The sequence below is a fragment of the Paenibacillus sp. BR1-192 genome, assembly GCF_029542445.1.
Lineage (GTDB): Bacteria > Bacillota > Bacilli > Paenibacillales > Paenibacillaceae > Paenibacillus_AQ > Paenibacillus_AQ lautus_A.
This window is the reverse complement of sequence record NZ_CP120718.1, coordinates 4,786,309-4,811,834: the sequence shown is the minus strand read 5'-3', so window position 1 is coordinate 4,811,834 and position 25,526 is coordinate 4,786,309. Positions and strand designations below refer to the sequence as shown.

Genomic DNA, 25,526 nt, shown 5'->3' with positions numbered 1-25,526 from the left:
AGCAGTTCGCTCAACAGATGGGGTTATGCACAAGAAAGAATGGATTTGATCCCATTACACAACTTGGTCGATAATCTCCCGTTATATATTGCGGAAGCAGTGACGAATCCAGGGATGGAATCCGCGAATAGATTAGGAGTTGTTTTTGAAGATATCAATCAACAAGTATCCCGTTTGGGCGCTTCTGCAGCGCAGCGGGAAGCTCTGCAGACAGCGTCCCAGAACGTAATAGCATCACTGGTGGAAGGCGCGTCTCCGATGCAAGTGAATGATCGATTGATGAATTATACCAATATGCTTGGAGAAACGGTAACAACTTTGGATATACCGACAACTGATCGGAATGGGTTGTTGTTTTCTTTGTTATCTGTTTCAAGAATAAGTGCCGAGAGCGTTCAAAGTATGATGATGCAGGATTTCGTTGAAAATGTACAAGATCTAACGGGACCGACGGGCGAATCTGGAGCTACAGGTGCCCAAGGAGTACCGGGTGTCCCTGGGGCAGCGGGGTCAACGGGAGCGACGGGAGAAAGAGGGGCGACGGGTGCAGGAGGAGCAAGAGGAGCAAGAGGAGCAAGAGGAGCGGTAGGTGCAAGAGGAGCGGCGGGTGCAGCAGGCGCAAGAGGAGCGACGGGGGCAGCAGGAGCAAGAGGGTCAACGGGAGCAGCCGGTGCAACAGGAGCAACGGGGGCAACGGGAGAAAGAGGAGCAACCGGAACAACAGGAGCAACAGGGAGCAACCGGAGCCACGGGTGCAACAGGAGCCACGGGAGCAACAGGAGAAACTGGTGCAACAGGAGAAACTGGTGCAACAGGAGCAACAGGGGCAACCGGAGAAACTGGTGCAGCAGGAGCAACGGGTGCAACAGGAGCTACTGGTGAAACAGGAGCCACGGGAGCGGCAGGAGTAACAGGGGCAACAGGAGCTACAGGTGAAAAGGGAGCCACAGGAGTAACAGGGGCAACAGGAGAAGCCGGAGTAACAGGAGCAACCGGAGCCACAGGAGCAACAGGAGAAAGAGGAGCAACGGGAGCAACGGGAGCAACGGGAGCAACAGGAGCCACGGGAGTAACAGGGGTAACAGGAGCAACGGGGGTAACAGGAGCATCAGGGGCAACAGGAGTAACAGGAGCGACAGGAGCAACGGGAGCGGCAGGAGCCACGGGTGCAACGGGAGTCACCGGAGAGACAGGAGCCACAGGAGCAACGGGAGCAACAGGAGAAAGAGGAGCAACGGGGGCCACGGGAGCAACAGGTGTAACTGGGGAAAGAGGAGCGACGGGAGTAACAGGAGTAACAGGGGCAACCGGAGTAACAGGAGTAACTGGTGCAACCGGAGCAACGGGAGCCACAGGAGTAACAGGAGCGACAGGAATAACGGGAGCGGCAGGAGTAACAGGGGCAACAGGAGCAACAGGAGCAACAGGAGCAACAGGAGCTACAGGAGCTACAGGAGCAACGGGTGTAACGGGGGCGACAGGGGCAACCGGTGCTACCGGAGCCACAGGAGCAACAGGAGAAACTGGCGCAACAGGAGCCACCGGAGAGACAGGAGCAACTGGGGTAACAGGAGCGACAGGAGCCACGGGAGCAACCGGAGAAACTGGTGCAACAGGAGCCACGGGTGCAACGGGAGTCACCGGAGAGACAGGAGCCACAGGAGCGGCAGGAGTAACAGGAGCTACGGGAGCAACCGGAGCAACCGGAACAACAGGAGCAACGGGTGTAACGGGGGCGACAGGGGCAACCGGTGCAACCGGAGCTACAGGTGAAACGGGAGCGACAGGAGTAACAGGTGCAACGGGTGTAACAGGAGCAACTGGAGCAACAGGAGCAACAGGAGCTACAGGAGCTACAGGAGTAACAGGAGCTACAGGTGAAACTGGTGCAACAGGTGCAACGGGTGCAACAGGAGCAACTGGAGCAACTGGAGCAACTGGGGTAACAGGAGCAACCGGAGCAACTGGTGCAACAGGAGCCACAGGAGAAACGGGGGCAACCGGAGCAACTGGAGCGGCAGGAGTAACAGGGGGAACAGGGGCAACAGGGGCAACCGGAGCAACCGGAGCTACAGGTGAAACGGGAGCGACAGGTGTAACTGGGGCAACCGGAGAGACAGGAGCCACGGGAGCAACAGGAGCAACGGGGGTAACAGGAGTCACGGGAGCAGCCGGTGCAACAGGAGCTACAGGAGTAACAGGAGCAACAGGGGCAACAGGAGCAACCGGAACAACAGGAGCGACAGGAGTAACAGGGGCAACCGGAGCAACTGGGGCAACGGGAGCCACGGGAGTAACGGGGGGAACAGGGGCAACCGGTGCTACCGGAGCTACAGGTGAAACGGGAGCGACAGGAGAAACGGGGGCAACCGGAGAGACAGGAGCCACGGGAGCAACCGGAGAGACAGGAGCCACGGGAGCAACCGGAGCTACAGGTGAAACTGGTGCAACAGGTGCAACGGGGGTAACAGGAGCAACCGGAGCAGCAGGAGCAACAGGAGAAAGAGGAGCAACAGGAGTAACTGGTGGAACCGGAGCAACGGGAGCAACTGGAGTAACAGGAGCCACGGGAGCAACCGGAGCCACGGGAGAAACAGGGGCAACAGGGGCAACAGGAGAAACTGGTGCAGCAGGAGCAACGGGAGCCACCGGAGAGACAGGAGCCACCGGAGCAACAGGAGCAACCGGTGTAACGGGAGCGACCGGAGCCACGGGAGCAACGGGGGCAACAGGAGAAACTGGCGCAACAGGAGCCACCGGAGAGACAGGAGCAACTGGGGTAACAGGAGCGACAGGAGTAACTGGTGCAACGGGAGCCACGGGAGCAACTGGGGTAACAGGAGCCACAGGAATGGCAGGAGTAACAGGAGCTACGGGAGCAACGGGTGCAATAGGTGCAACGGGTGCAACGGGTGCAACAGGAGCAACAGGAACAACAGGAGCAACGGGTGCAACGGGAGCAACCGGAGATACAGGAGTAACTGGGGTAACTGGAGCGACAGGAGCGACAGGAGCAACAGGAGCTACAGGAGCGACAGGAGTAACAGGGGCAACAGGAGAAACTGGGGCAACGGGAGTAACGGGGGGAACAGGGGCAACCGGTGCTACCGGAGCTACAGGTGAAACGGGAGCGACAGGTGTAACGGGGGCAACTGGAGAGACAGGAGCCACGGGAGCAACAGGAGCGACAGGAGCAACTGGGGTAACTGGTGAAACCGGAGCAACAGGGGCAACAGGAATAACTGGTGCAACAGGAGCCACAGGAGAAAGAGGAGCAACGGGAGTCACAGGAGCCACCGGAGGAACAGGAGTAACTGGCGCAACCGGAGCAACGGGAGCAACAGGAGTAACAGGGGCAACAGGAGAAACTGGTGCAACAGGAGCAGCCGGGGTAACCGGAGCAACCGGAACAACAGGAGAAACGGGTGCAACAGGAGCAACAGGAGTAACAGGAGCAACCGGAGCCACGGGAGTAACAGGGGTAACAGGAGCAACCGGAGCCACGGGAGTAACAGGGGTAACAGGAGCAACAGGAGTAACAGGGGCGACCGGAGCAACGGGGGTAACGGGAGCAACTGGAGTAACAGGGGCGACCGGAGCAACGGGGGTAACGGGAGCAACTGGAGTAACAGGGGCAACGGGAGCAACGGGAGCAACAGGAGTAATAGGGGCAACCGGGGTAACAGGAGGAACCGGAGCAACAGGAGTAACTGGTGCAACGGGAGCAACGGGAGCAACAGGAGAAAGAGGAGCAACGGGAGCAACAGGAGCAACGGGAGCAACAGGAGCAACGGGAGCAACAGGAGAAAGAGGAGCAACGGGAGCAACAGGAGCAACGGGAGCAACAGGAGCAACGGGAGCAACAGGAGAAAGAGGAGCAACGGGGGCAACGGGAGCAACGGGAGTAACAGGGGCAACCGGAGCCACAGGAATAACAGGAGAAAGAGGAGTAACCGGAGCCACGGGAGTAACAGGGGTAACAGGAGCAACGGGAGCCACAGGAGTAACAGGGGCAACCGGGGCAACAGGGGCAACCGGGGCAACAGGAATAACTGGTGCAACAGGAACAACAGGAACAACAGGAACAACAGGAACAACAGGAACAACAGGAGCAACAGGAGTAACAGGAGCAACAGGAGCAACTGGGGTAACAGGAGCGACAGGTGCAACTGGAGTAACAGGGGCAACCGGGGTAACAGGAGCCACCGGAGCAACAGGAGCAACAGGAGTAACTGGTGCAACGGGTGCAACCGGAGCAACAGGAGAAAGAGAAGTAACCGGAGCCACGGGAGTAACAGGGGTAACAGGAGCAACGGGGGTAACAGGAGCATCAGGGGCAACAGGAGCAACGGGGGCAACGGGAGTCACAGGAGCAACGGGAGCAACGGGAGTAACAGGGGCAACCGGAGCCACAGGAGCAACAGGAGAAAGAGGAGCAACCGGAGCCACGGGAGTAACAGGGGTAACAGGAGCAACGGGGGTAACAGGAGCATCAGGGGCAACGGGAGCAACAGGAGTAACAGGAGAAAGAGGAGCAACGGGGGCCACGGGAGCAACAGGAGTAACTGGGGCAACGGGAGCAACGGGAGTAACAGGGGCAACCGGAGCCACAGGAGCAACAGGAGAAAGAGGGGCAACAGGAGCAACGGGGGTAACGGGAGTAACAGGAGCAACAGGAGCAACGGGAGCAACCGGTGCAACAGGTCCGGCAGGCCCGACGGGTCCAACCGGCTCCACAACCCTTGTGGGAGGTAGTGTGATCTATGCCAGCAATGGAGTCGCTCAAAATGTGGCTACCAATTCACCGGTTACTTTTTCAACAAGCACACTTCAAGGTGTAACCTTTAACGGTACCACGACGCTGACCATCGTGACAGCTGGCTTCTACTACTTTGACTGGCAGATATCGCTTGAAACGGGTTCGACGGCGCCTAATACTTTCGGAATTGTTGTTAACGGTAATACGACAAATACGGCGAACATGAACTCCAATTCAACCAACGCCGAAGTTTCAGGATCTGCCGTCATCAATTTAAGTGCAGGTAATACCGTTGGGCTTTATAATTTATCACCAACAACCAAGTCGATCACAGCTCCTCAGACCGGTGCAAGAATTTCTATCTTTAGAATTGGCTCATAGCCCAGTATTGTATACTTTAGTGTCAATTTTTTTAATATGGTTGATGCATCGTCGCCTTCGGTGGGTAATATGTATCTGGAGAAACACTTGAGAGACTGGGAGGCATCTTGTCATGACAGAACATCGACAACAACAGGAAGCAAAAATAGAAGAAACAAACCATACAGAAGTCCAATTCCAAACGGTAGACGACATTCTTGAGTACTATGGCAAGCGTCACAAAGGCTTGCACGACTCGAAAGAAAACGTAAATTAAGTTCAGCCTAACCGCTTCCGGCATGATCTTCATGCTGGAAGTGGTTTTTTCAAGACCAGTGAGCGTTAATCGGATTTACAGAGAGGGTGTAAAGATAAAATACTTGATTCAGTCAGCAAAATATGTTACTATTTCTTTTGTTGTGAATACGGTGGTCCGCTGCGGATAATGAAGGAAATACATAGAGTTTCCGGAAGATGCAAGAACACCTGTGTGAGAGGAGGGAGTCCTAGATGAATATCGTTCAAGCGATTACTCAAGAACAACTTCGTAAAGATATTCCGAGCTTTCGTCCTGGTGATACTTTAAAAGTACACGTTAAGGTTATCGAGGGAACTCGTGAGCGTATCCAGTTGTTTGAAGGTGTAGTAATTAAACGTCGCGGTGGCGGAATCAGTGAGACTTTTACCGTTCGTAAAATTTCTTACGGTGTTGGTGTGGAAAGAACTTTCCCAATCAACTCGCCTAAAATCGATAAAATCGAAGTGGCTCGCCGTGGTAAAGTGCGTCGTGCGAAGCTTTATTATCTTCGTGAACTGCGCGGTAAAGCAGCGAGAATTAAAGAAATTCGTCGTTAATTACAAGGCGGTAAAAGGGGCTTGTGCGTATATACAAGCCCCTTTTGTATATCCAAAAATCGTTATCATGCGAAAGCGATCTATAGGGAAGGACGGTGGATTATGGAGAAAGATCAACACCAGGAGGCCATTGAAACCAACGTGGGGAAACCGGCCAAAAAGGCTAAGAACGAGCTTGTAGAATGGTTGAAGGCTCTTCTCATTGCGCTGGTTCTCGTCGTTCTCATTCGCTGGCTTCTCTTTAAACCGTTTATTGTGCAGGGACCATCGATGGAACCTAACTTTGTTTCGAATCAGAAGCTGATCGTCAACGAGATTTTATATGATATCCGCAAACCCGAGCGTGGCGAAGTTATCGTGTTCCATGTTCCTGACGAGGGCAGGGATTTCATTAAACGCGTGATCGCGGTTGCCGGTGATACGGTTAAAGTGGAAGGCGATAAAGTGCTTGTCAACGGGGAACCTGTGAATGAAACCTACATACAGGAAGCAATTGATCAAGCCCATGCTGAAAATCGATTATACAATAACACGGATTTTCCGAACTCGTTTGTTCAGGACGGCGTTGTCCCTGAGGGCCATGTGTTCGTGATGGGGGATAACCGCTCCAACAGTACCGACTCCCGAATGATAGGATATGTTCCTTTGGGGGATATTATCGGTCGAGCAGACTTGATTTTCTGGCCGATTAAAGACATAGGGCTCATCAACCATTAGCCAGCCGCATGGCGCTATAGAAACGATGAAAGTTTGCAGAGCAAAGTAGAGGTGACGACGTTTGACAATACAATGGTTTCCTGGACATATGACCAAAGCGCGCCGTCAAATTCAGGAGAAGCTGAAGCTGATCGATGCCGTTATAGAACTGATCGATGCGAGGCTTCCGCTCTCAAGCCGAAATCCGATGATCGACGAGATTTTGCAGGGCAAGCCGCGGCTCGTTATTATGAATAAAGCCGATTTGGCCGATCCTGAGGTTACAAGGCAATGGCAGGCCTATTTTAAAGAAAACGGACTGACGGCTTTTCCCGTCGATGCATCCACGGGGACAGGCGTTAAGGATATTCCGAACCAGATTAAGCTGCTGCTGAAAGAGAAGATCGACAAACAAATCGCCAAGGGCATGAACCCGCGAGCGATGCGCGTGTTGATTGTCGGCATACCGAATGTTGGAAAATCCACGCTGATTAACCGGCTTGCCGGTCGTAACATCGCGGAGACGGGAGACCGTCCGGGCGTCACGAAAGGGCAGCAGTGGATCAAGGTGGCCGGCGGTGAGATGGAATTGCTGGATACCCCCGGTATTCTGTGGCCGAAGTTCGAGGATCAGAATGTAGGATACCGCTTAGCGGTAACCGGTGCCATCAAAGAGGAAATATTGAACGTAGAGGATATTGCCTTTTTTGCGATCAAATATTTCGCCAACTATTACTGGGAAACGATGAGCGAGCGCTTTGACCTGAAGGAGCGCCCGACGGATCTGGACAACCCGGATGAAATCGTCGCGGTCATGGAGGCGATCGGAAGAAAACGCGGCTGCATCGTAAGCGGCGGAAGAGTCGATCTGGAAAAAGCCTCAAGCTTATTCCTGCGTGAGCTTCGCGCAGGGAAGCTTGGGCGGTATTCCATGGAATCGCCTTATTGATTCGTTTAAGGGAGAATGCACTGTCTCTCCCACCCCATTAAACCGAAAGAACCGTTCAGCCGAATACCGGCAGAACGGTTCTTTTTTCTTAAAAAGGATAAAACTAGTCTGTTTTTTCGGTCGATGCCCTGAAGATCGGCTTGGTTTGGATATGGGTGACTTGATAGGGCAGCGCCGGTTCTTTCACCCGGGACAACAGCATATTAGCCGCAGCAATTCCCATTTCATCGCTATAGATATGTACCGTTGATAAATGGGGTTCAACGATGCGCGATTCAGGCGCATTATCAAAGCCGCATACGGCAATGTCGCCGGGGATGGCGATATGGCTATTCTTCAAGGCTTTCATCACATTGACCGCAATAAAATCATTGGCGCATACAAAAGCGGACGGCAACTGTTTCATCTGTTTCAGCCGCTTCTCCATCCAGTCGGACTCGGAGAAAAACTCACGATCCGGGTTTAGGACACACTGTTCCGGATCCAGCCGGACCCCCATCTCGGTCAAAGCCCGATTAAATCCCACCCAGCGTTCGTTAAAGCTCTTGCAATGCCGGATGTCCCCGATGAATCCCAAAGATGCGTTGCCCTGCTCGATGAGCTGCTTGGTCATATGACAGGTGCTGTGTTCATTCTCCATCAGAAGCAAATCCGCCTGCAAGTCCGGGTAGAACATGTCAGCGGCACAATCGATAAATACGGTAGGCAGGCCCAGGCTTGTGAGCTCCTTGCTGTAGTCCATATCAAATAACTCGATACATATGATGCCATCCACTTTGGAGGATTCAAAATTGTTAGGCAGCGTCCGAGAGCTTCGATCGATGTCACGGACAATATGAATGGACAGGTTATATCCTTCCGCGCTGATTCGTTTCTCAAGCCCGCTGATTAATCGCGAGCCAAAATGGGAGGTGCTTGGGAGATTCGCCGTCAGAAGAGCGATGTTTCCCGGGTTTTTGGTCAGCAGATTGTCCGTCTCCATAAAAGCAAACTGTTTGTATTTCAGTTCAATCGCTTTTCGGATAACCTTGCTGCGCGTCTCGTCCGGAATACTTTCGCTTCCGTTCAGAGCCTTGGATGCCGTGTTTCTGGAGATCCCCAGTGCATCGGCAATATCTTGAATTGTGACTTTTTCTTTCGTCATGTATCTGATTTCACCTCAAATGATCAAGTTCATGCGAAGGTCCGCTGTTTCTTCCAGTCGCTTATGACCTCTGAATATCTTAAATCAAATGTATAATAGATTAGCCCAAATAGCAACCTTGACTTTACAAATGCACAATCTATTTAACATTTAAACAGAAGAGGTTTTGTCATTTTCCTGGTTGCCATTTATTTATATTGGCTGAAACATCATCTAACAAGGAAAAAAATAATAAATCCTTCCAACTTTATAAGGAAAAGAGCTTCTGTTGCTCATTTTTATGAATGGAAGAGGAAATAAATGAACAAATAATGTTGTCAATTGCACAAATTAAATTTTACAAATACTATTGACTGATGTTACATCATTTGATAAATTGTAAAAGCGACATTCAACATAAGTGAAAAATGAAAGCCTTTTCTGTAAGCAATATGTAAACTTCTCTAGAAAGAACGGGGGAACAGGTTTGAGACATTCAGTGGAACCAGCCAATCAGGGGGCAGGGGTAATCAGGGGACGGAGCTCCGCAGGTCGAACGCTCACTTTCATCAAGAAAAACTATTTTCTGTACATACTGCTGGCCCCGGCGCTTATATTGACCCTTATTTTCAAGTACGTTCCGATGTACGGTGCCGTTATCGCATTTAAGGATTTCAGCCCGATTAAAGGAATCCTCGGGAGCGAGTGGGTCGGGCTCAAGCATTTTGAAAAATTTATCGCCTCGCCAAATTTTGACGTCATTTTTATGAATACGCTTAAATTGAGTTTTTTTGGTCTTATCTTTAGCTTTCCGGTGCCGATCCTGCTTGCGCTCATGTTAAACCAGGTTCGCAAAGCGGCAGTCAAGAAAAATATTCAATTGTTCCTGTACGCGCCCAATTTCATCTCGGTGGTCGTCATTGTCGGGATGCTGTTTATCTTCTTGTCCCCGACGGGGCCGATCAATCAATTGGTCATTTGGATGACGGGAAGTCCGCTGATGTTTATGTCGCAGCCGGAATACTTCAGGTGGATTTATATTCTATCAGATATATGGCAGGGTGCCGGATGGGCCTCCATCATCTATGTAGCTGCTCTTGCGAATGTGGACCCCGAGCTGCATAACGCGGCCAGCCTGGACGGAGCTAACCTTCTCCAGCGCATCCGACATATCGATCTGCCTACGATTAGGCCGATTATGGCGATCGTCTTCATACTGGCGGCGGGTGGCATTATGTCCATAGGCTTTGAAAAGGCGTATCTGATGCAAACCTCGATGAATCTTCCTACTTCGGAGATTATCGCTACCTATGTGTACAAGGTCGGCTTACAGTCAGGCGATTATGCGTACTCGGCAGCCGTTGGTTTATTCAACTCCGTCATCAATGTCATTTTGCTCGTAACGGTGAACTTTATTGTCAGAAAACTCAATGAAGGCGAAGGCCTCTACTAGGAAAGGAGTCATACTCATGGCCGTCAAACATTCTCGCTTCGACCGCTTTCTGTTGTCATTAAACGCGATCTTTTTAACGCTTGCCGTACTGGTCGTTGTCGTTCCCTTGGTTTACATTGTGGTGGCCTCGTTCATGGATCCCACCGTGCTGCTGAATCAAGGACTATCTTTTAAAATCTCCGATTGGAGCCTGGAAGGATATCAGATGATTCTGTCCAATCCCGCGATGCTCCGCGGATTTGGCAATGCCGTTTTGTATTCGACGGCATTTGCGCTTCTCACGGTAACGGTTTCGGTCTGTGCGGGATACGCGCTTTCGGAGAACCGGCTGGCCGGACGCCATTTTTTCATGACGTTGTTCATTATCACCATTTTTTTCGGAGGCGGACTAATCCCTACGTATTTGCTTGTAAGGGAGCTTGGCATGCTCAATACGGTATGGGCCGTGATCATCCCCGGCGCGGTGAATGTGTGGAACATCATTTTGTCACGAACCTTCTTCAAAGGAGTGCCGAATGAATTGAAAGAGGCCGCCAATGTGGATGGGGCTTCCGATATGAAAATCTTTGTCCGGATCGTACTGCCGCTATCCAAACCCATTATCTTTGTGCTCGCGCTGTATGCCTTCGTGGGCCAGTGGAACGCATTCTTCGATGCCATGATCTATCTGGACGATCCCAAGCTGCACCCGCTGCAGCTCGTTCTACGATCGATTCTCATTCAAAACCAGGCTGCGCCGGGCATGATCAGCGACCAGCTTGCGATGGCGGAACTGAAACGGCTCTCGGAAATGATTAAATATTCGGCGATCGTGATCTCCAGCCTTCCGCTATTGATTATGTATCCGTTCTTCCAAAAGTACTTCGAGAAAGGTGTTATGGTAGGCTCTCTCAAATAGCGGGCCGCTTCAACATAGTTATCCAAATACAGGATTCGGGAGGTCATTGATATGAATACGAAGAGATCCAAGAAACATAACCGTAAAAAAGCGGTAACCCTGACAGCTCTGGCAGCCGTGCTGCTCTTGTCCGGGTGCGGCAAGGGCGGGGAAGCCTCAAATGAGTCGCCGGACGGTAAAGTCACCTTGAACGTCCTGACGCAAAGTTCGCCGCTGGCTCCTGCCGACCCTAACGAGAAGCTGATCAACAAGCGCCTAGAGGAGAAAACGGGCATTCACATCCAGTGGAAGAATTATACAAGCGATGTATTTGCGGAAAAACGCAATCTGGCCGTAGCGAGCGGAGATTTGCCCGATGCCATCTTCGATGCGGGGTACGGAGATTACGATCTGCTGAAGCTGGCAAAGGACGGAGTCATCATTCCCGTGGAGGATTTAATCGAACAGCATATGCCCAATCTGAAAAAAGTGCTGGAGGAAGCACCGGAATACGTCAACATGATTACGGCGCCGGATGGGCATATTTATTCCTTTCCATGGATCGAGGAGTTGGGCTCAGGGAAAGAGCGGATTCAATCGGTGGATAACTTCCCATGGATTAACGTGGAGTGGCTCGACGCCCTGGGGTTGGATATGCCAACTACGACGGAAGAGCTGAAAACCGTATTAAAGGCGTTCAAAACCCAAGATCCGAACGGCAACGGGCAGGCTGACGAAATACCGCTTTCCTTCATTAATAAGCCGGGCGGCGAAGATCTGACATTCCTGTTTGCTTCATTCGGCTTGGGCGAGAACTGGGATCACACCGTTGTTACGGATGACGGCAAGGTGGTGTTCACCGCCGCAGAGGAAGGATATAAGGAAGCCATAGCATTCATTCACGAATTGTATGAAGAGGGATTAATCGACATCGAAGCATTCCAGCAGGATTGGAATACCTACCTGGCCAAGGGAAAAGACCATCGGTACGGCATGTATTTTACGTGGGATAAAGCCAACATCACGGGCATGAATGATACGTATGATCTGATGCCGCCACTTGCAGGGCCAACCGGCGAGATCAATGTAACGAGGACGAACGGAATCGGACTGGACCGGGGAAGATTGGTCATTACCAGCAGCAACAAGAAGCTGGAAGAAACGGCAAAATGGATAGATGCCATGTATGAACCGCTCCAATCGGTTCAGAACAACTGGGGAACTTACGGCGACGATACCCAGCAGAATATTTTTGAGCTGGATGAAGCCAAAGGGATGCTGAAGCACCTTCCGCTTGAAGGCACGGCTCCGGTAGAGCTTAGACAAAAAACAAGCATCGCGGGGCCGCTTGCGATCCTAGACGAGTATTATGGAAAATACACCACGATGCCGGATGATGCGGCGTGGAGGCTCAAACTCATGAAAGACGTCATGGTACCGCACATGAAAGCGGAGAATACATACCCGAAAGTATTCTTCTCCATCGACGAGTTGGATCGCTTATCCACGATTGAAGCGGACTTGTTCCCTTACGTGGAAAGAATGCGCACCGAATGGTATCAGAATGGAAAAGTAGATCAGGAATGGGATGCTTATCTGAAGGAATTGGATCGACTTGGGCTTCAGGAGTGGCTGACGATCAAACAAACGGGATACGACAGAAACATGAAGTAACCGAGTGGAATCGAGCGGCCGTTCCTGCATATCGTTGAAGTACGGTCGTAAATCCATGATAACGATAATGAAGGAGATCACAAATGACGAACACGGAACAGCAAAACTATCGGAATGCCTACCATTTTTCACCTCAGAAGAACTGGATGAATGATCCTAACGGCATGGTCTATTTTAATGGGGAATACCATTTGTTTTATCAGCATCACCCATTTGGCACCACATGGGGACCCATGCACTGGGGACATGCGGTCAGCAAGGATCTGGTTTCCTGGAAAGAGCTCCCCATTGCGTTAGCGCCGGATGAGCATGGCACGATCTTCTCAGGCAGTGCGGTTGTGGACTGGGACAATACCAGCGGATTTTTCGACGAAGAGCCCGGGCTTGTGGCGATCTTCACGCACCATCATGATGTGCCGGGCGCTCAGCAAATGATGCAGTACCAAAGCCTGGCGTACAGCAAGGACGAAGGAAGAACGTGGACGAAGTATGACGGCAATCCGGTCCTTAGCCATGACAGCTATGTTGATTTTCGGGATCCCAAAGTGTTCTGGCATGAGCCGTCGTCGCAGTGGGTGATGATTGTGGCATGCGGGCAGACGGTATGTCTCTATCGATCTTCAAACTTAAAGGAATGGGTATTTGCCAGCGAGTTTGGAGAGGGCATCGGATTTCATGATGGGGTCTGGGAATGTCCGGACCTGTTCCCCCTTGCAACGGAAGACAGTGGAGTGCGATGGGTCATGCTTGTCAGCATTGGGGATGATCCGGCCTTCGTCGAGGGCTCCAGGACGCAATATTTCATTGGAGATTTTGACGGGACAACGTTTATGCCGGATGAACGCTCCAAAAGTGAAGTGCGGTGGCTGGATTACGGCAGAGATAATTATGCCGGGGTCAGCTGGTCGGACATTCCGGCAGCGGATGGCAGAAGGCTGTTCATCGGCTGGATGAGCAATTGGAAATACGCAAACCTGACGCCAACGGATGGTTGGAGGGGAGCCATGACCTTGGTCCGGGAACTCAAGCTGGAGACGCTGGAAGGCGAAGTCATGCTAACGCAGCAGCCGGTTCGAGAAATGGAAGCGCACCGCACCGAGTTGCTTTCCTTGCATGGTATCGCTGTGGATGAAGCCGCTGTCCGGTTAGCCGATCTGCAGTTGGAGAGCAGCGAGATCCTTGTCCGCTTTGATGCTGCATTTTCGCTTGGTTTGAAAGTAAGGACAGGATTAGGGCAAGAGACCTTGGTTGGCTGGGATGCAAGAGCTGCCGAGGTTTACGTGGATCGCAGCCGTTCAGGGCAGGCGGATTTCCATAAGGATTTCCCGGGCAAGCATTCGGCACCGCTGCAGACATCGGGCTCTATTCTGGAGATGCGGATTTTCGTGGATCGTTCGTCCGTGGAACTGTTCGCGGATCGCGGGCAGGCGGTGATCACGGATTTGATTTATCCTGATCCTGCTTCAACGGGAATAACCGTATTTGCCGATGATGGCCGGAAGGTGATAGAGTCCCTGCAAGTCTATGAGTTTTCTTCATCTAGTGGCCAGTAAAAGTACGATGAATGAGTAATAAGGAGATTCGGCGTTATGCGTATTGGAGCAGTGGAAGCGGGCGGCACCAAATTTGTCTGCGGTATCGGGAATGAAAACGGAATCGTCGAGGATCGCATCAGCTTTCCGACAGGACCGCCGGAGGGCACATTATCCAGAGCCATTTCCTATTTCCAGGATCATGAGGTGGAAGCCATTGGCATCGGATCGTTTGGACCCATCGATCTGAAGCCGGAGAGCCCGACATACGGGTATGTAACGTCAACACCGAAACATGGTTGGTCGCAGATCAATGTCCTCGGTAACATGAAGTCGCATATGGATATTCCCTTTGGCTGGGATACGGATGTCAATGCAGCTGCTTTGGGCGAGGCGACTTGGGGAGCGGCCAAGGGGCTGAACAGCTGCGCTTATTATACGGTGGGTACAGGTATTGGGATCGGCCTTTATTCCGAAGGCCGGCTGGTTCATGGATTGGTACATCCGGAGGGCGGGCATGTTCCCGTGAAACGCCATCCCGAAGATGCCTTTGGAGGAACCTGTCCTTACCATGGCGATTGCTTGGAAGGATTGGCAGCTGGACCGGCGCTTGAAGCCCGATGGGGGTTGAAAGGACATCTGCTGCCGGCCGACCATCCCGCTTGGGAAATCGAAGCCTATTATATAGCGCAGTCCATCACCGGACTGATTCTGACGAATTCCCCGGAGAAGATCATACTGGGCGGCGGCGTTATGCAGCAGGCTCAGCTGTATCCCCTCATTCGTTCAGAGGTGAGGCGCAATTTGAACGGATATGTGCTTGCCGACGAAATTGTACATGATATCGAACATTATATAGTTCCCCCAGTATTAGGCACTCAGTCCGGGTTATGCGGAGCATTGGCTCTGGGAATCCGGGCATGGCAAGATTCGCAATCCTAAACAGGTCTGTCATCAGGAGATCAGCCCGATTGTTCGGGCTGTTCCTTCCTACCTATATAACGTGGGGTAAAGAATCGAAAAGAGGTGGATATATGAAATTACCGCAAGGTGTACATACAAAGTTGCTGCGCACGATGTCTACGATCACGATGACCTTGTTGCTGGCGACAAGCGTCGTTCCGGATTCGGCATGGGCGGCGTCAGCGATCCATGAAGAGAATGCAGCTTTGAAGGGGAAAGGAGAAAACGACATTTTTGAAAGCGCATCCAATGTAAATACCAACCTCGAGGGGTGGGAGTTGAAGGGCAACGGCAGGATGGAACAAACGGCAGAAGGTTTACGGCTTAGTTCCGATTCAAGTGAGAACGCAGCGGCGATCTCCGCAACCAGAGCGGATGATTTTGTCTATGAAGCCGATGTGATGATTACGGATATGCAAGCAGATGCTTCGCTGGTCTTTCGTTCAAGCGTTGACGGCTGGTCATCGTATATGCTGCAAATCGTGCCCAGCGCAGGCTTGGTACGCCTCAAGGATGCCCGCGAAGGGAATGGAAGATTGAAGGTGGAAAAAGCGGTCGCGTTGAGTCGGGGGGACATCGTTCACCTTAAGGTCAAGGTGGTAGGCAGCAATATCAAGGTATATTGGGGAAGCCAATATGAACCGATGATTGAAGTCGATGATACGGCTTATTCCACAGGATACCTGGGTCTTCATGTGTGGGACGGTTCCGCCCTGTTTCAAAATATCAAGGTGAGCGAGTGGAAAGGCAACCTGTTCGGACCGGCAAATACGAGCGGGGACTGGCAGCCTGACATCAAAGGGCTTAAGGGATCGGCATCGAAGGGGCTCGAAGCCTACAGGATCTATAAGAATGCGGCTGCGGATTATGTGCTGGAAGGCAATATCACCTTAGGGGGACAGGCTGAAGCCGGGTTCTATTGGAGAGGGAACGATCAAGGAACGGAGGGATACGAAGCCGTATTCAGGAGAGAGGATGATCAGGTCCGGGTAACGCTGGAAACCTCGGATGGAAAGGTGATTGGCGCATCGAGCCGTACCTATCCAAGCCTGCCAACAAGTGCGCATCATGTGGAGATCCGCGTCTCCGGAGACAGTATTCAAATGGTTGTAGATGGTTACGAACCCGCTGCGATCCGCGTATCCGACGGAAGTTACGCGGGCGGATCGATCGGGATGAAGGTAAAGTCCGGAACGGCTTACTTTCAGGACGTTTACGTAACCCCGATGGCGGATTATTATACAGAGGAATATCGCCCGCAGTATCACTATAGCCCAATCCGAGGCTCGGCAAGCGATCCGAACGGATTGGTCTATTTTGAGGGGGAATATCATCTCTTCCATCAGGACGGAGGCCAGTGGGCGCATGCGGTCAGCCGGGATCTGGTGCATTGGAACCGGCTGCCGATCGCACTGCCTTGGAACGATCTCGGACATGTCTGGTCGGGTTCTGCCGTAGCCGATACAACGAACGCTTCAGGCCTGTTCGGGGATTCTGGAGGCAAAGGGCTCATTGCCTACTACACATCCTTCAATCCTGATCGGCCGGGCGGGAATCAGAAGATCGGATTTGCTTACAGCACCGATCACGGACGGACCTGGACGTATTCGAAAGAACGGCCGATCCTCATCGAGAACCCGGGCAAACAGGGCGAGGATCCGGGAGGATGGGATTTTCGCGATCCTAAAGTGGTACGGGATGAAGCCAACAACCGCTGGATCATGGTGGTATCAGGGGGAGATCATATCCGTTTCTTTACCTCCGACAATCTGGTCGATTGGACCTTAACGGACCGTTTCGGGTATGGGGAATATATCCGTGGAGGCGTGTGGGAATGCCCGGATCTGTTTCAGCTTGCCGTGGACGGCTCCGGTCAGCGCAAATGGGTGTTGATGATCAGCAGCGGCGCTAATCCGAACACCCAAGGCTCCGATGCGGAATATTTTATCGGCGATGTGACGCCAGACGGCAAATTTATGAATGATCATACGGCGGGGACCGTGCTGAGAACGGATTGGGGCAAGGAATTCTACGCCTCCATGTCTTTCTCCGACCTGCCGGACAATCGAAGAATCATGCTGGCATGGATGACGAACTGGGATTACCCCTTCAGTTTTCCGACTTCGGGCTGGAAAGGTCAGCTGACCATCCCTAGAGAGCTGTCGCTCAGAACGACGAGTGAGGGGATACGTCTGCACCAGTCTCCAATCTCTGAGCTAGAGACCCTCCGGAATACGGTAATCCATGTGAATAACAGGCAAGTGACGGAGACCTCGCAGAATGTGTTAAAGGGGATTCAGGCCGGCGCGTTTGAAATCGAGGCGGAAGTCGAGATTCCGACAGACAGCAGCGAGCTGGAATTCGGCTTCCGGCTGCGGGAAGGCGGCGGACAACAGACGGTGGTCGGTTATAACAACTCCGCGCATCACATGTTCATTGACCGTTCGGCATCGGGAACCACGGATTTCTCCAGCCTGTTCTCGACCGAACACAAAGCTTTGCTGCACCCCGTAGATGGAGTTGTCAAGCTGCGTATTTATGTCGATGAATCTTCCGTCGAGGTGTTCGGCAATGACGGAAACATTGTGTTCTCGGACGTTATTTTTCCGGATCGGGCCAGACGGGGGATGAGCTTTTACACTCTAGGCGGCCAAGTAAAGCTGAAATCCCTGAAGGTGCATGAGCTGGATTCTGTGTGGAGGCCTCTTGATCCATCGGAGCCTGCTTCCCGCATCCTGTTGGATTCATACGAGCTGGACCTGTCCCGGGGACAGACCGAATCTTTGTACGCTGCCATGGATCGTGTCCCGGGCAACGGGAAGAAACCTTTGGTATGGACATCCAGTCATCCCGATACGGTCCGGATTATTTCATCCGATGAGACCCATGCCGTATTGAAAGCGGCGAATGCGGGAGAAGCCGTCATTACGGCCTCAACCCCAAACGGAAAAATATCGGCGAGCACCCGCGTGTTGGTCTCGAGCGGAACATTCAAAACGAATCTGACGGGATGGAAACCGGATCTTAAGGCCTCGAAGTGGGTCCTTACCGAGCATGGAATCCGGGGCAGCCATTCGAGTGATGCTAATTATATGGCGCAAGAGAGGGCAGGAGACTTCACGTTCGAGGGAGACATGCGGCTTGGGGAAGCAGGCGGTGCCGGATCCATGCTGTTTCGGGCAAGCGGGGACGGCCGCAGCGGATATTATCTGAATTTGGATCCTGGTTTGAAGTCGATTCGGCTCTTCTACATGGTCGAAGGTCGATTCGAGGAACGTCAAGTCCTGGCCAGCGTCCCCGGCTTTATCCAAGGGGGAAGAGCCTATCACCTGAGGATTGAAGCGAAAGGTCCGCATATTCAAGTCGGCGTGGACGGGAAGACGGTAATCGATGTGATGGACGGGACATTTGCCGAAGGACATTTTGGGGTCAATGTGTTCGGCGGACAGGCTTCCTATCAAAATGTCTACGTCCGTCATTCGTCCGAAGCTCGACTGACGAAAACCAGCATCACGAACGAAGCCGTGAACAAGGCGATCCATACCGAGAAATCCGTAAACGGCGAACCCGTTACCGTGAAGGAATCAACGGGTACGGGCAACCTGCTATGGGTATGGGTACCGACAGGAGAAGAAGGCACGTATTCCATTCGCACGCCGGAAGGGAAGGCTTTGGATGTGGATACCGGGCTGAACCGGATTCAGTTATACACGTATCTCGGTTATAACAATCAGCGGTGGAGAGTAGAACGTCAGGAAGATGATACGGTAACCATCCGATCCGTCCACGATGGACGGGCGCTTGCCGTAAAGGCTGACGGTTCGGGGCTGGAATTGAATGAGCCGGATGCCGCTTCGGATCGTCAGCGATGGCGGCTTGGGCTTTGAAGCCAAGGATCGATAAATCGAATAAAGGGAAGAGCTGCCGCTGTCGGCGGCTCTTTTTTTCGGGGAGTATAACCGATGGTTCGCCGATGGACGAACCCATTCCTGCCGGGATGCGGAACGGGATAAAAGGGTGACGCTCCCTGGCGAGTATGATACTCTAGAAGAGTTACTAGATTGATAGAATAGATGCGATACACCGTGTGAACGAATAGGCAACAAACGGTAATTCGGAACCAAAGGGGTTAAACCTATGACAGATTTATTAATGTACGAGCGAGAGTATTGGAGCCGTTATATACATATTGCAGGCATCGACGAGGTCGGCCGCGGTTGTTTGTTCGGCGATGTGGTCGCTGCGGCGGTCATTATGCCGGAGGGGCTGGTCATTGAAGGAATTAACGATTCGAAGAAACTCAGTGCCAAGAAGCGGGAAACCCTATACGACCTTATCATGGAGCAGGCGCTGGCGGTCGGCGTCGGTTTGGTGGATGCGGAAACGATTGACCGCATTAACATTAAACAAGCGGCAAGACTTGCGATGAAGAAGGCGATCGAGCAGTTGGCGGTTCCCCCACAGTTTCTGCTTGTTGATGCCGAGAAGGTGGATTGCGATATTCCCCAGCGTGCCATCATTAAAGGGGACGCCAACAGCCAGTCCATTGGGGCAGCTTCCATTATAGCCAAGGTCACCCGCGATAGGCTGTGCGAGGGGGAATGGGAGGCGCGTTATCCGGAATACGGAATCGCCGTACATAAAGGCTATGCTACCAAGTTTCACCGGGAACAGCTGCAGCTGCACGGACCTACCGCCATGCATAGAAGAAGCTTTTTGAAAAATATGGAGATTGAGCAATTGTCCTTGTTCTAGATTTCGATGCAGCCCGCCCTCGTCAAAAGGCGGGCTGCTGCCGATATATAAGGTAAACAGAAGGTGTGGGAGGAACTATCGTGAACATCGGATCGTTGATTCGCGGACTCCTGGGCGAGCAGAAGCCGGGAGACGCCAAGACGTTGGAACTTAAGCCGGGTCAAGTCGTTCGCGGTGTCGTTATGAACGTATCGGAGGACGGGCAGGAAGCGGTGGTGCAGATCCAGGGCGTTCAAGTGAAAGCGAAGCTGGAAACGCCGCTCCGAGCCGGGGAAACGGCTCTGCTGCAGGTTCAGCCGCCGGGAGAGGGAGGGACAGCCGTGCTTAAGCCTCTCAGCCAAACGCCGGGACAGCCGTTGTCCCCTTCATCCATGGCTGAGGTGCTGGATTTTGCGGGTCTACCGGATACGAAGGAAAACCGCGAAATGATCCGGGGCATGCAGAACGCGGGAGTTCCCCTGACGAAGGACAATATTGCCATGTTCCGAGAGGCTTTGGCCGTAAAGCCTCCTCAGATCCCGGCCGCGGAATGGGCGGAGTCGGCTGCGATCGCGTTTCACCGCGGACTGCCGATTAGCCCTGAAAGCGTAAAGGGACTGCATCAGGCCGTATTCGGACCCCAGCTGCATCAGCTGTTGCAGTCGCTGGAGCAGCAGCTGACGTCCGTTCTAAGCAACGGTATCGGAGGCGCAGCGGCTGCCGGGAAAAATGCAGCGTCCGCTGCGCCTCCGACGGCTGCTGGCGCAGAGGGCACCGCTGCTGCGCAGCAGCAAGCAGTAGCGGCGAACCATACTGCTGGAGGTACCGCGCAGGCCGGCTCAGGTCAGCAGGCGCTGCTGACCAAGCTGCAGGGCCTGCTGCAGCAGCTGCGCGGCGAGCTCGCGCAGCCATGGGCCAGCGGCGGCACGGCAGCGCCTGCCGCCGGACAACCCGCCGCCGTGCCCACAGGGCCGGCGGCAGCTCTTGGCGAAGGGGCCGCAGGCCCTTCGCCAAAGCCGCCCACCCCCGGCGCGGAGCCGTGGGTGGGGCGGCTCTTGAAGCTGCTCGGTGCGGAGCACGAGCAGCAGGCCCTGCGCGGGGCCGGGACGGGCCCCGCGGGTGAAGCGGCGCGCAGTGGCAGCACCGCGCCGGCAGCGCCAGCAGGGCAGCCTGCCGCGACGCCCGGAAGCGGCACGGCCGCGGGCACGGCTCACGGCGCCGCCGCGCCCGGAGCGAATGCGGCCGTGACCGCATCGGCAGCTGCTCCAACGGCAGCAGGCGCGGCTGCACCGGCTCCGGCCGCAGCGCAGCCAACCGCTGCTGCGGCAGCCCAAGCTTCCCTGCCCGCCACTCCTGCCTCTGGCAGCGGGGGCGCAGCAGCGAATATGCCAGGAGCCTCCGCCACGCCAGGGAATGCGGCAAACGCGAACCAGCAGGCGCCGGGTATTCCGAATGCTCAGACCGGCGCCGCGAATCAGCCGGGCTTGACGCACCAGGTAACGCCAACCGTACAGCAGCAAATAACCCAAGGCGTGCATCCGGCCGCTATGGCTTCAGGGCCATCGGGGGATTCGTCGCTTGCCCTGCAGGATACGCTGAAAGGGGTGCTGCTTCAGGTGCTGTCCAGCCAGGATGCGCCTCCGGCGCTGAAGGAAGCGGCCCAGCAGGTCATTCAGCATTTAACGGGCCAGCAGCTCTTGCTGAATACCGATCGAACGGCGCCGTTCGCTCAGATCACGCTGTTCATACCTTTGCATGGCGCCGACGGGGAACAGACCGCGTCCGTACATATTCAATCCCGCAGAGGCCGTAAAGGCGAGCTGGATGCAACCAACTGCAGGCTGTTGTTCGACCTGGATATGAAGTTTCTGGGGCAGACCCTGATCGATGTGCAGGTTGTTGACCGGATCGTCAGCCTTAACTTTCGGAATGATCAGCCATTTGCCGCGGAGCTGTTCGAAGGGACCAAGCAGGAGTTGGCACAAGCCGTTTCGTCGATCGGCTACCAATTGCTCAGCGTCAAAACAGAACCGCTGCCCCTGGATTCGCTGCCGGCAGCAGAAGATTCCGTGCAGGGAACGGCAGCCGAATACACCCCTCAGGTTTATAAAGGGGTGGACATGCGGATATGAGCAAGCTAGAGAAAGAGGAAGGGTCAATCACCGCCATGAAAAAGGCGGTTGCGCTTAAATATACGCCCGGCGAAAGCGAAGCGCCGGTCGTGGTTGCCAAGGGACAAGGCAAACTGGCGGAGTCTATATTGGATAAAGCCAAAGAGCATGGCGTTCCCGTGCAGGAAGATGCTGCCTTGGTGGAGATTCTCTCCAAGCTGGATCTGGATCAGCAGATTCCGGAGGAGCTGTACCAGCTGGTTGCGGAAGTGCTGACGTATGTTTATCGTGCGGATCGTCAAGCGAAGGACGGAGGGATGATGCCGCCATGACCTCGCCATCCGGAAAAAAGGACAACCGCAAGCAAAAAGGAGCGGCTGCCGAAGAATTGGCGGCCGCCGCCCTGATTAAAAAAGGATACCGGATTCTGGACCGGAACTGGCGCTGCCGTTTTGGAGAATTGGACATCGTGGCGGAAACAGGGGAGACTCTTGTGGTGATCGAGGTAAGGAGCCGAAGCGGTACGACCCGCTTCGGCACGCCCTCCGAGTCCGTGAACGCCCGCAAAGTGATGCAGGTCCGTAACACGGCCCAGCAGTATGTTCACCAGAAGCGTTATTACGAACGGACGATACGTTTCGACGTCATTTCGGTTATGCTCCGGGAAGACATGACGGCAGATTCGATGGATCATATCGAGAATGCATTTTAAGTTGGATCTGATCCGAATCGATAAGAATAACCATAGAAACAGGTGAGGGCCCCTTGATCCCTCACCTGTTTCTGCATAATGGCCGTTCTCTTTAATACGAGCATACTTCCAGACAATTGTCGTCCAGGTCATAGAATGTAAAATAGGTTGCGCCGTATTCCAGGATGGTATCGACCCGTACGTTTTGTTTCCTCAGATGCCGATATGCGTCCTCCACGTTCGGAACGAAAAAATTAAACAGGGCATGCCGGCGCTCAAAGTATCTCTCTTCTTCTGTTGAGAAAAGGGTAAGGGAGGTTTGTCCGAACAGAATGCATTGATACTCCCCTTGCTCGCTCTCCCAGCCGATTCTGCCCCCAAGAACGCCTGTGTACCATTCTTTAGCAGCTTTTATATTCCTCGTGGGGACAAAGACGGTGTCGATATGCTGAAATATGGAAACGCTCATGCTATCCTTCCTCTCGGCTTTTTTCTTGCTCCAAATCATAATATGCTCTTGTTGCCCTGTATCGGGATCCACGGTTTCTTCAAGGCGTTCAAAACCGTTCTTCGCGTAGAAGCGGAGTGCCCTTTGGTTATTCGCATATACCCGAAGCTTCAACGTATCTCGAAGGTCCATGGCATAGCGAAGAAGGGCTTTCCCCCATCCTTGATTTTGGCGGCTTGGATCGATGAACAATGCCGCTAAATCCTCGCCTACAAGGGAGACAAAGCCCCGGACTTGACCTGATTCCTCCAATAGATAAGTTTCGGCCATCGGGAGGTATACCTCCCGCATGTCCTCCTGCTTGGATTCCCAATACTCGGCGGGTATAAAATGATGCGCCTCTTTGGAAGCGGCCAGCCATATTTCGATAAGGACATTTAGATCTTCATTGGTCATCTGTCTGATCATCATAGGGTATCGACTCCATTTCATAAACGGTGGGTTTCTTCGGTTGCTATATATTGGCGATCCAGTTGTCGGTATTGAATCGCTTCGGCGACATGCCGGCTTTGAATGCCGTCGGATGCCTCGAGATCGGCGATGGTTCGGGCCAGCTTCAGGATTCGGTCATATGCGCGCATGCTCAGGCCCAGCGTATCGATGGTTGCTTGCAGGAGCTCTGCCGACTCCTTGTCCAGGCTCGCATGTTTTCTCAGAAAGCTGCCGAACAGTTCGCTGTTCCAGCCGAATGGCAGCCCGTCATAGCGTTTCAATTGAATTGCTTGTGCCGCATAGACCTGATCCCGCATGTGTTCGGAGGATAGGGGCGGCGTGCTTCCCGGCCATTCCTTGGGGCGAGGCACGTCCACTTGAAGGTCGATCCGATCCATCAAGGGGCCCGAGATTTTCGCCCGGTATTGGGCGATCCGCGAAACGCTGCAGGTGCATCGCTGATGAGGATGGTCGCTGCCGTAGTAACCGCACGGACAGGGATTCATCGAACAAGCCAGCATGAAATGCGCCGGGAAGGTAAAAACCGCCCGTGCTCTGCTTATGGTCACTTCACGATCCTCCAGAGGCTGACGCAGCACCTCCAGCACATGCCTTGAGAACTCGGGAAGCTCATCCAGGAACAGAATGCCTTTATGGGCCAGACTGACCTCTCCCGGCTTCGGAATGGTTCCTCCTCCGATGAGGCCGCCGGCTGAGATGGTATGATGGGGAGACCGGAAGGGACGTCTTTTCATCAGCCCATCGGATGGTTTTAGCTTCCCGGCAGCGCTGAATATTTTCGTCGTCGTCAACGCTTCTTGGTCGGCCAGCGGCGGAAGTATGGTGGGAAGGCGCTTCATCAGCATCGTTTTACCGGTACCGGGGGGCCCGATGAGAAGGATATTGTGCATGCCGGCCGCGGCGATGGTCAGGGCGCGTTTGATATGCTGCTGCCCGATCACGTCCCTATAGTCTTCAAGCTGTTTGCCCTGATCGCTGCTTTCTTGCGATCTGCTTGCATTCATCGATCGGTCGTACCGGAGCTGTGAGAGCGAAACGGTAACAGTGCCATCTCCTGCTGCATCACTACGGCGAGTGGTTTCTGCTGGTGGATTCGGGACGAGCTCATTCAAATGACCGAGCCCATAGACCTCGATTCCTCCGATTAAAGCAGCTTCCGCCGCGTTTTCCCGCGGAAGAAGAACGCCGGCATACCCTTCTTTTTGGGCTTGCTCCACCATCGGAAGAACTCCCGTCACGGGCCTGAGCGTGCCATCGAGTGCAAGCTCGCCGATGATCAATATTCGATCGGCATTCGAGAAGGCCCACTGCTCGCTTGTCAGCAAAATGCCGACGGCGATCGCCAGATCGAAGGAGGAACCTTCCTTGCGCAGGTCAGCAGGGGCAAGATTGACGGTCACCCGTTTCAGTGGATAAGTAAAACCGCAGTTTTTAATCGCCGCCCGTACTCGCTCGACGGATTCGCGGATGGAGGAATCGGGCAGCCCGATGATGGCGGTTTGCGGCAGCCCGTTAGCGAGGTCCACCTCCACTTGAATGATGACGCCGTCAATGCCGTGCAAGCAGGCGCTATGAAGTTTTCCGTACATAAGAAAAGCACCTCTTTTCAGATATCAGTGGATTGTAACAAGAACGAACATCCAAGATTCGAAAAGGGTGCTTCCTCATTTTCGCTGGGTGATTCTAGTCCGTATTGTAAAAGTTTCCCTCCTGTCTGTCAATTCGCGATCATATACTAAAAGCCCCGTCTTACAGGCAGAAACCTGGACAGGATGCGGAGTTTCGGCG

General features: G+C 53.5%; 18 protein-coding genes. 15 read left to right on the top strand and 3 right to left on the bottom strand.

The annotated features are described in order from the left end of the window. The first annotated feature begins 589 nt into the window (after positions 1-589). The 5 genes from P0X86_RS21485 (at position 590) to ylqF (ending at position 7,619) form a co-directional block, all read left to right on the top strand. Positions 590-5,140, top strand: coding sequence for a collagen-like protein (locus P0X86_RS21485; protein ID WP_277746402.1), 4,551 nt, complete (start codon positions 590-592; stop codon positions 5,138-5,140). 112 nt (positions 5,141-5,252) lie between these two features. Beyond that, positions 5,253-5,396 carry a hypothetical protein gene (locus P0X86_RS21480; RefSeq protein WP_176502426.1) on the top strand — a complete coding sequence of 48 codons (144 nt, stop codon included), beginning with the start codon at positions 5,253-5,255 and terminating at the stop codon, positions 5,394-5,396. A gap of 233 nt (positions 5,397-5,629) precedes the next feature. Then, the gene (gene rplS / locus P0X86_RS21475) at positions 5,630-5,974 is read left to right on the top strand and encodes a 50S ribosomal protein L19 (RefSeq protein ID WP_015736355.1); all 345 of its coding nucleotides are present in this window, start codon (positions 5,630-5,632) and stop codon (positions 5,972-5,974) included. Between the two features lie 102 nt (positions 5,975-6,076). Beyond that, on the top strand, positions 6,077-6,691 hold the full coding sequence (lepB, locus tag P0X86_RS21470; RefSeq protein WP_036663956.1) for a signal peptidase I: 615 nt from the start codon (positions 6,077-6,079) through the stop codon (positions 6,689-6,691). Between the two features lie 61 nt (positions 6,692-6,752). After that, positions 6,753-7,619 (top strand): ribosome biogenesis GTPase YlqF, encoded by an 867-nt coding sequence (gene ylqF / locus P0X86_RS21465; RefSeq protein ID WP_192571259.1) that lies wholly within the window; start codon positions 6,753-6,755, stop codon positions 7,617-7,619. 103 nt (positions 7,620-7,722) lie between these two features. On the opposite strand, the gene P0X86_RS21460 is transcribed toward ylqF, so the two are convergent. Continuing rightward, a complete protein-coding gene (locus P0X86_RS21460; RefSeq protein WP_096774534.1) occupies positions 7,723-8,763 on the bottom strand; it encodes a LacI family DNA-binding transcriptional regulator in 1,041 nt (346 codons plus the stop codon). Between the two features lie 508 nt (positions 8,764-9,271). Between P0X86_RS21460 and P0X86_RS21455 the strand changes: the two genes are divergently transcribed. The 10 genes from P0X86_RS21455 (at position 9,272) to P0X86_RS21410 (ending at position 22,798) form a co-directional block, all read left to right on the top strand. After that, positions 9,272-10,195: an ABC transporter permease gene (locus P0X86_RS21455; protein ID WP_254777959.1), complete on the top strand. Its 924-nt coding sequence runs from the start codon at positions 9,272-9,274 to the stop codon at positions 10,193-10,195. 16 nt (positions 10,196-10,211) lie between these two features. Next, on the top strand, positions 10,212-11,093 hold the full coding sequence (locus P0X86_RS21450) for a carbohydrate ABC transporter permease (RefSeq protein ID WP_009590918.1): 882 nt from the start codon (positions 10,212-10,214) through the stop codon (positions 11,091-11,093). Between the two features lie 51 nt (positions 11,094-11,144). Continuing rightward, positions 11,145-12,746, top strand: coding sequence for an ABC transporter substrate-binding protein (locus P0X86_RS21445; protein WP_192571261.1), 1,602 nt, complete (start codon positions 11,145-11,147; stop codon positions 12,744-12,746). Between the two features lie 83 nt (positions 12,747-12,829). Beyond that, on the top strand, positions 12,830-14,299 hold the full coding sequence (locus tag P0X86_RS21440) for a glycoside hydrolase family 32 protein (RefSeq protein ID WP_277746401.1): 1,470 nt from the start codon (positions 12,830-12,832) through the stop codon (positions 14,297-14,299). A 36-nt stretch (positions 14,300-14,335) separates the two neighbouring features. Then, positions 14,336-15,220, top strand: coding sequence for an ROK family protein (locus tag P0X86_RS21435; protein WP_192571263.1), 885 nt, complete (start codon positions 14,336-14,338; stop codon positions 15,218-15,220). A gap of 92 nt (positions 15,221-15,312) precedes the next feature. After that, positions 15,313-19,128 carry a GH32 C-terminal domain-containing protein gene (locus tag P0X86_RS21430; RefSeq protein ID WP_277746400.1) on the top strand — a complete coding sequence of 1,272 codons (3,816 nt, stop codon included), beginning with the start codon at positions 15,313-15,315 and terminating at the stop codon, positions 19,126-19,128. A gap of 250 nt (positions 19,129-19,378) precedes the next feature. Further along, the gene (locus tag P0X86_RS21425; protein WP_009590921.1) at positions 19,379-19,996 is read left to right on the top strand and encodes a ribonuclease HII; all 618 of its coding nucleotides are present in this window, start codon (positions 19,379-19,381) and stop codon (positions 19,994-19,996) included. Between the two features lie 80 nt (positions 19,997-20,076). Continuing rightward, positions 20,077-22,107, top strand: a complete 2,031-nt coding sequence (locus P0X86_RS21420; protein WP_277746399.1) for a hypothetical protein — start codon at positions 20,077-20,079, stop codon at positions 22,105-22,107. After that, on the top strand, positions 22,104-22,418 hold the full coding sequence (locus P0X86_RS21415; RefSeq protein ID WP_277746398.1) for an EscU/YscU/HrcU family type III secretion system export apparatus switch protein: 315 nt from the start codon (positions 22,104-22,106) through the stop codon (positions 22,416-22,418). Before P0X86_RS21420 ends, P0X86_RS21415 begins: the two co-directional genes overlap by 4 nt. Further along, positions 22,415-22,798: a YraN family protein gene (locus P0X86_RS21410; protein ID WP_192571266.1), complete on the top strand. Its 384-nt coding sequence runs from the start codon at positions 22,415-22,417 to the stop codon at positions 22,796-22,798. The genes P0X86_RS21415 and P0X86_RS21410 overlap by 4 nt, the downstream gene beginning before the upstream one ends. Before the next feature lie 91 nt (positions 22,799-22,889). Here P0X86_RS21410 and P0X86_RS21405 read toward each other — a convergent pair whose 3' ends face one another. Together P0X86_RS21405 and P0X86_RS21400 are read right to left on the bottom strand one after the other, a co-directional pair. Then, positions 22,890-23,696 (bottom strand): N-acetyltransferase, encoded by an 807-nt coding sequence (locus tag P0X86_RS21405; RefSeq protein WP_277746397.1) that lies wholly within the window; start codon positions 23,694-23,696, stop codon positions 22,890-22,892. A gap of 17 nt (positions 23,697-23,713) precedes the next feature. Continuing rightward, positions 23,714-25,327: a YifB family Mg chelatase-like AAA ATPase gene (locus P0X86_RS21400; protein ID WP_277746396.1), complete on the bottom strand. Its 1,614-nt coding sequence runs from the start codon at positions 25,325-25,327 to the stop codon at positions 23,714-23,716. Between the last annotated feature and the right edge of the window lie 199 nt (positions 25,328-25,526).

Excerpts from the sequence above, each read along its gene's own strand:
- P0X86_RS21480 (WP_176502426.1), top strand. The coding sequence starts at position 5,253 with ATGACAGAACATCGACAACAACAGGAAGCAAAAATAGAAGAAACAAAC.
- rplS (WP_015736355.1), top strand. The coding sequence starts at position 5,630 with ATGAATATCGTTCAAGCGATTACTCAAGAACAACTTCGTAAAGATATT.
- lepB (WP_036663956.1), top strand. The coding sequence starts at position 6,077 with ATGGAGAAAGATCAACACCAGGAGGCCATTGAAACCAACGTGGGGAAA.
- P0X86_RS21460 (WP_096774534.1), bottom strand. The coding sequence starts at position 8,763 with ATGACGAAAGAAAAAGTCACAATTCAAGATATTGCCGATGCACTGGGG.
- P0X86_RS21450 (WP_009590918.1), top strand. The coding sequence starts at position 10,212 with ATGGCCGTCAAACATTCTCGCTTCGACCGCTTTCTGTTGTCATTAAAC.
- P0X86_RS21445 (WP_192571261.1), top strand. The coding sequence starts at position 11,145 with ATGAATACGAAGAGATCCAAGAAACATAACCGTAAAAAAGCGGTAACC.
- P0X86_RS21440 (WP_277746401.1), top strand. The coding sequence starts at position 12,830 with ATGACGAACACGGAACAGCAAAACTATCGGAATGCCTACCATTTTTCA.
- P0X86_RS21435 (WP_192571263.1), top strand. The coding sequence starts at position 14,336 with ATGCGTATTGGAGCAGTGGAAGCGGGCGGCACCAAATTTGTCTGCGGT.
- P0X86_RS21430 (WP_277746400.1), top strand. The coding sequence starts at position 15,313 with ATGAAATTACCGCAAGGTGTACATACAAAGTTGCTGCGCACGATGTCT.
- P0X86_RS21425 (WP_009590921.1), top strand. The coding sequence starts at position 19,379 with ATGACAGATTTATTAATGTACGAGCGAGAGTATTGGAGCCGTTATATA.
- P0X86_RS21415 (WP_277746398.1), top strand. The coding sequence starts at position 22,104 with ATGAGCAAGCTAGAGAAAGAGGAAGGGTCAATCACCGCCATGAAAAAG.
- P0X86_RS21410 (WP_192571266.1), top strand. The coding sequence starts at position 22,415 with ATGACCTCGCCATCCGGAAAAAAGGACAACCGCAAGCAAAAAGGAGCG.
- P0X86_RS21405 (WP_277746397.1), bottom strand. The coding sequence starts at position 23,696 with ATGATGATCAGACAGATGACCAATGAAGATCTAAATGTCCTTATCGAA.
- P0X86_RS21400 (WP_277746396.1), bottom strand. The coding sequence starts at position 25,327 with ATGTACGGAAAACTTCATAGCGCCTGCTTGCACGGCATTGACGGCGTC.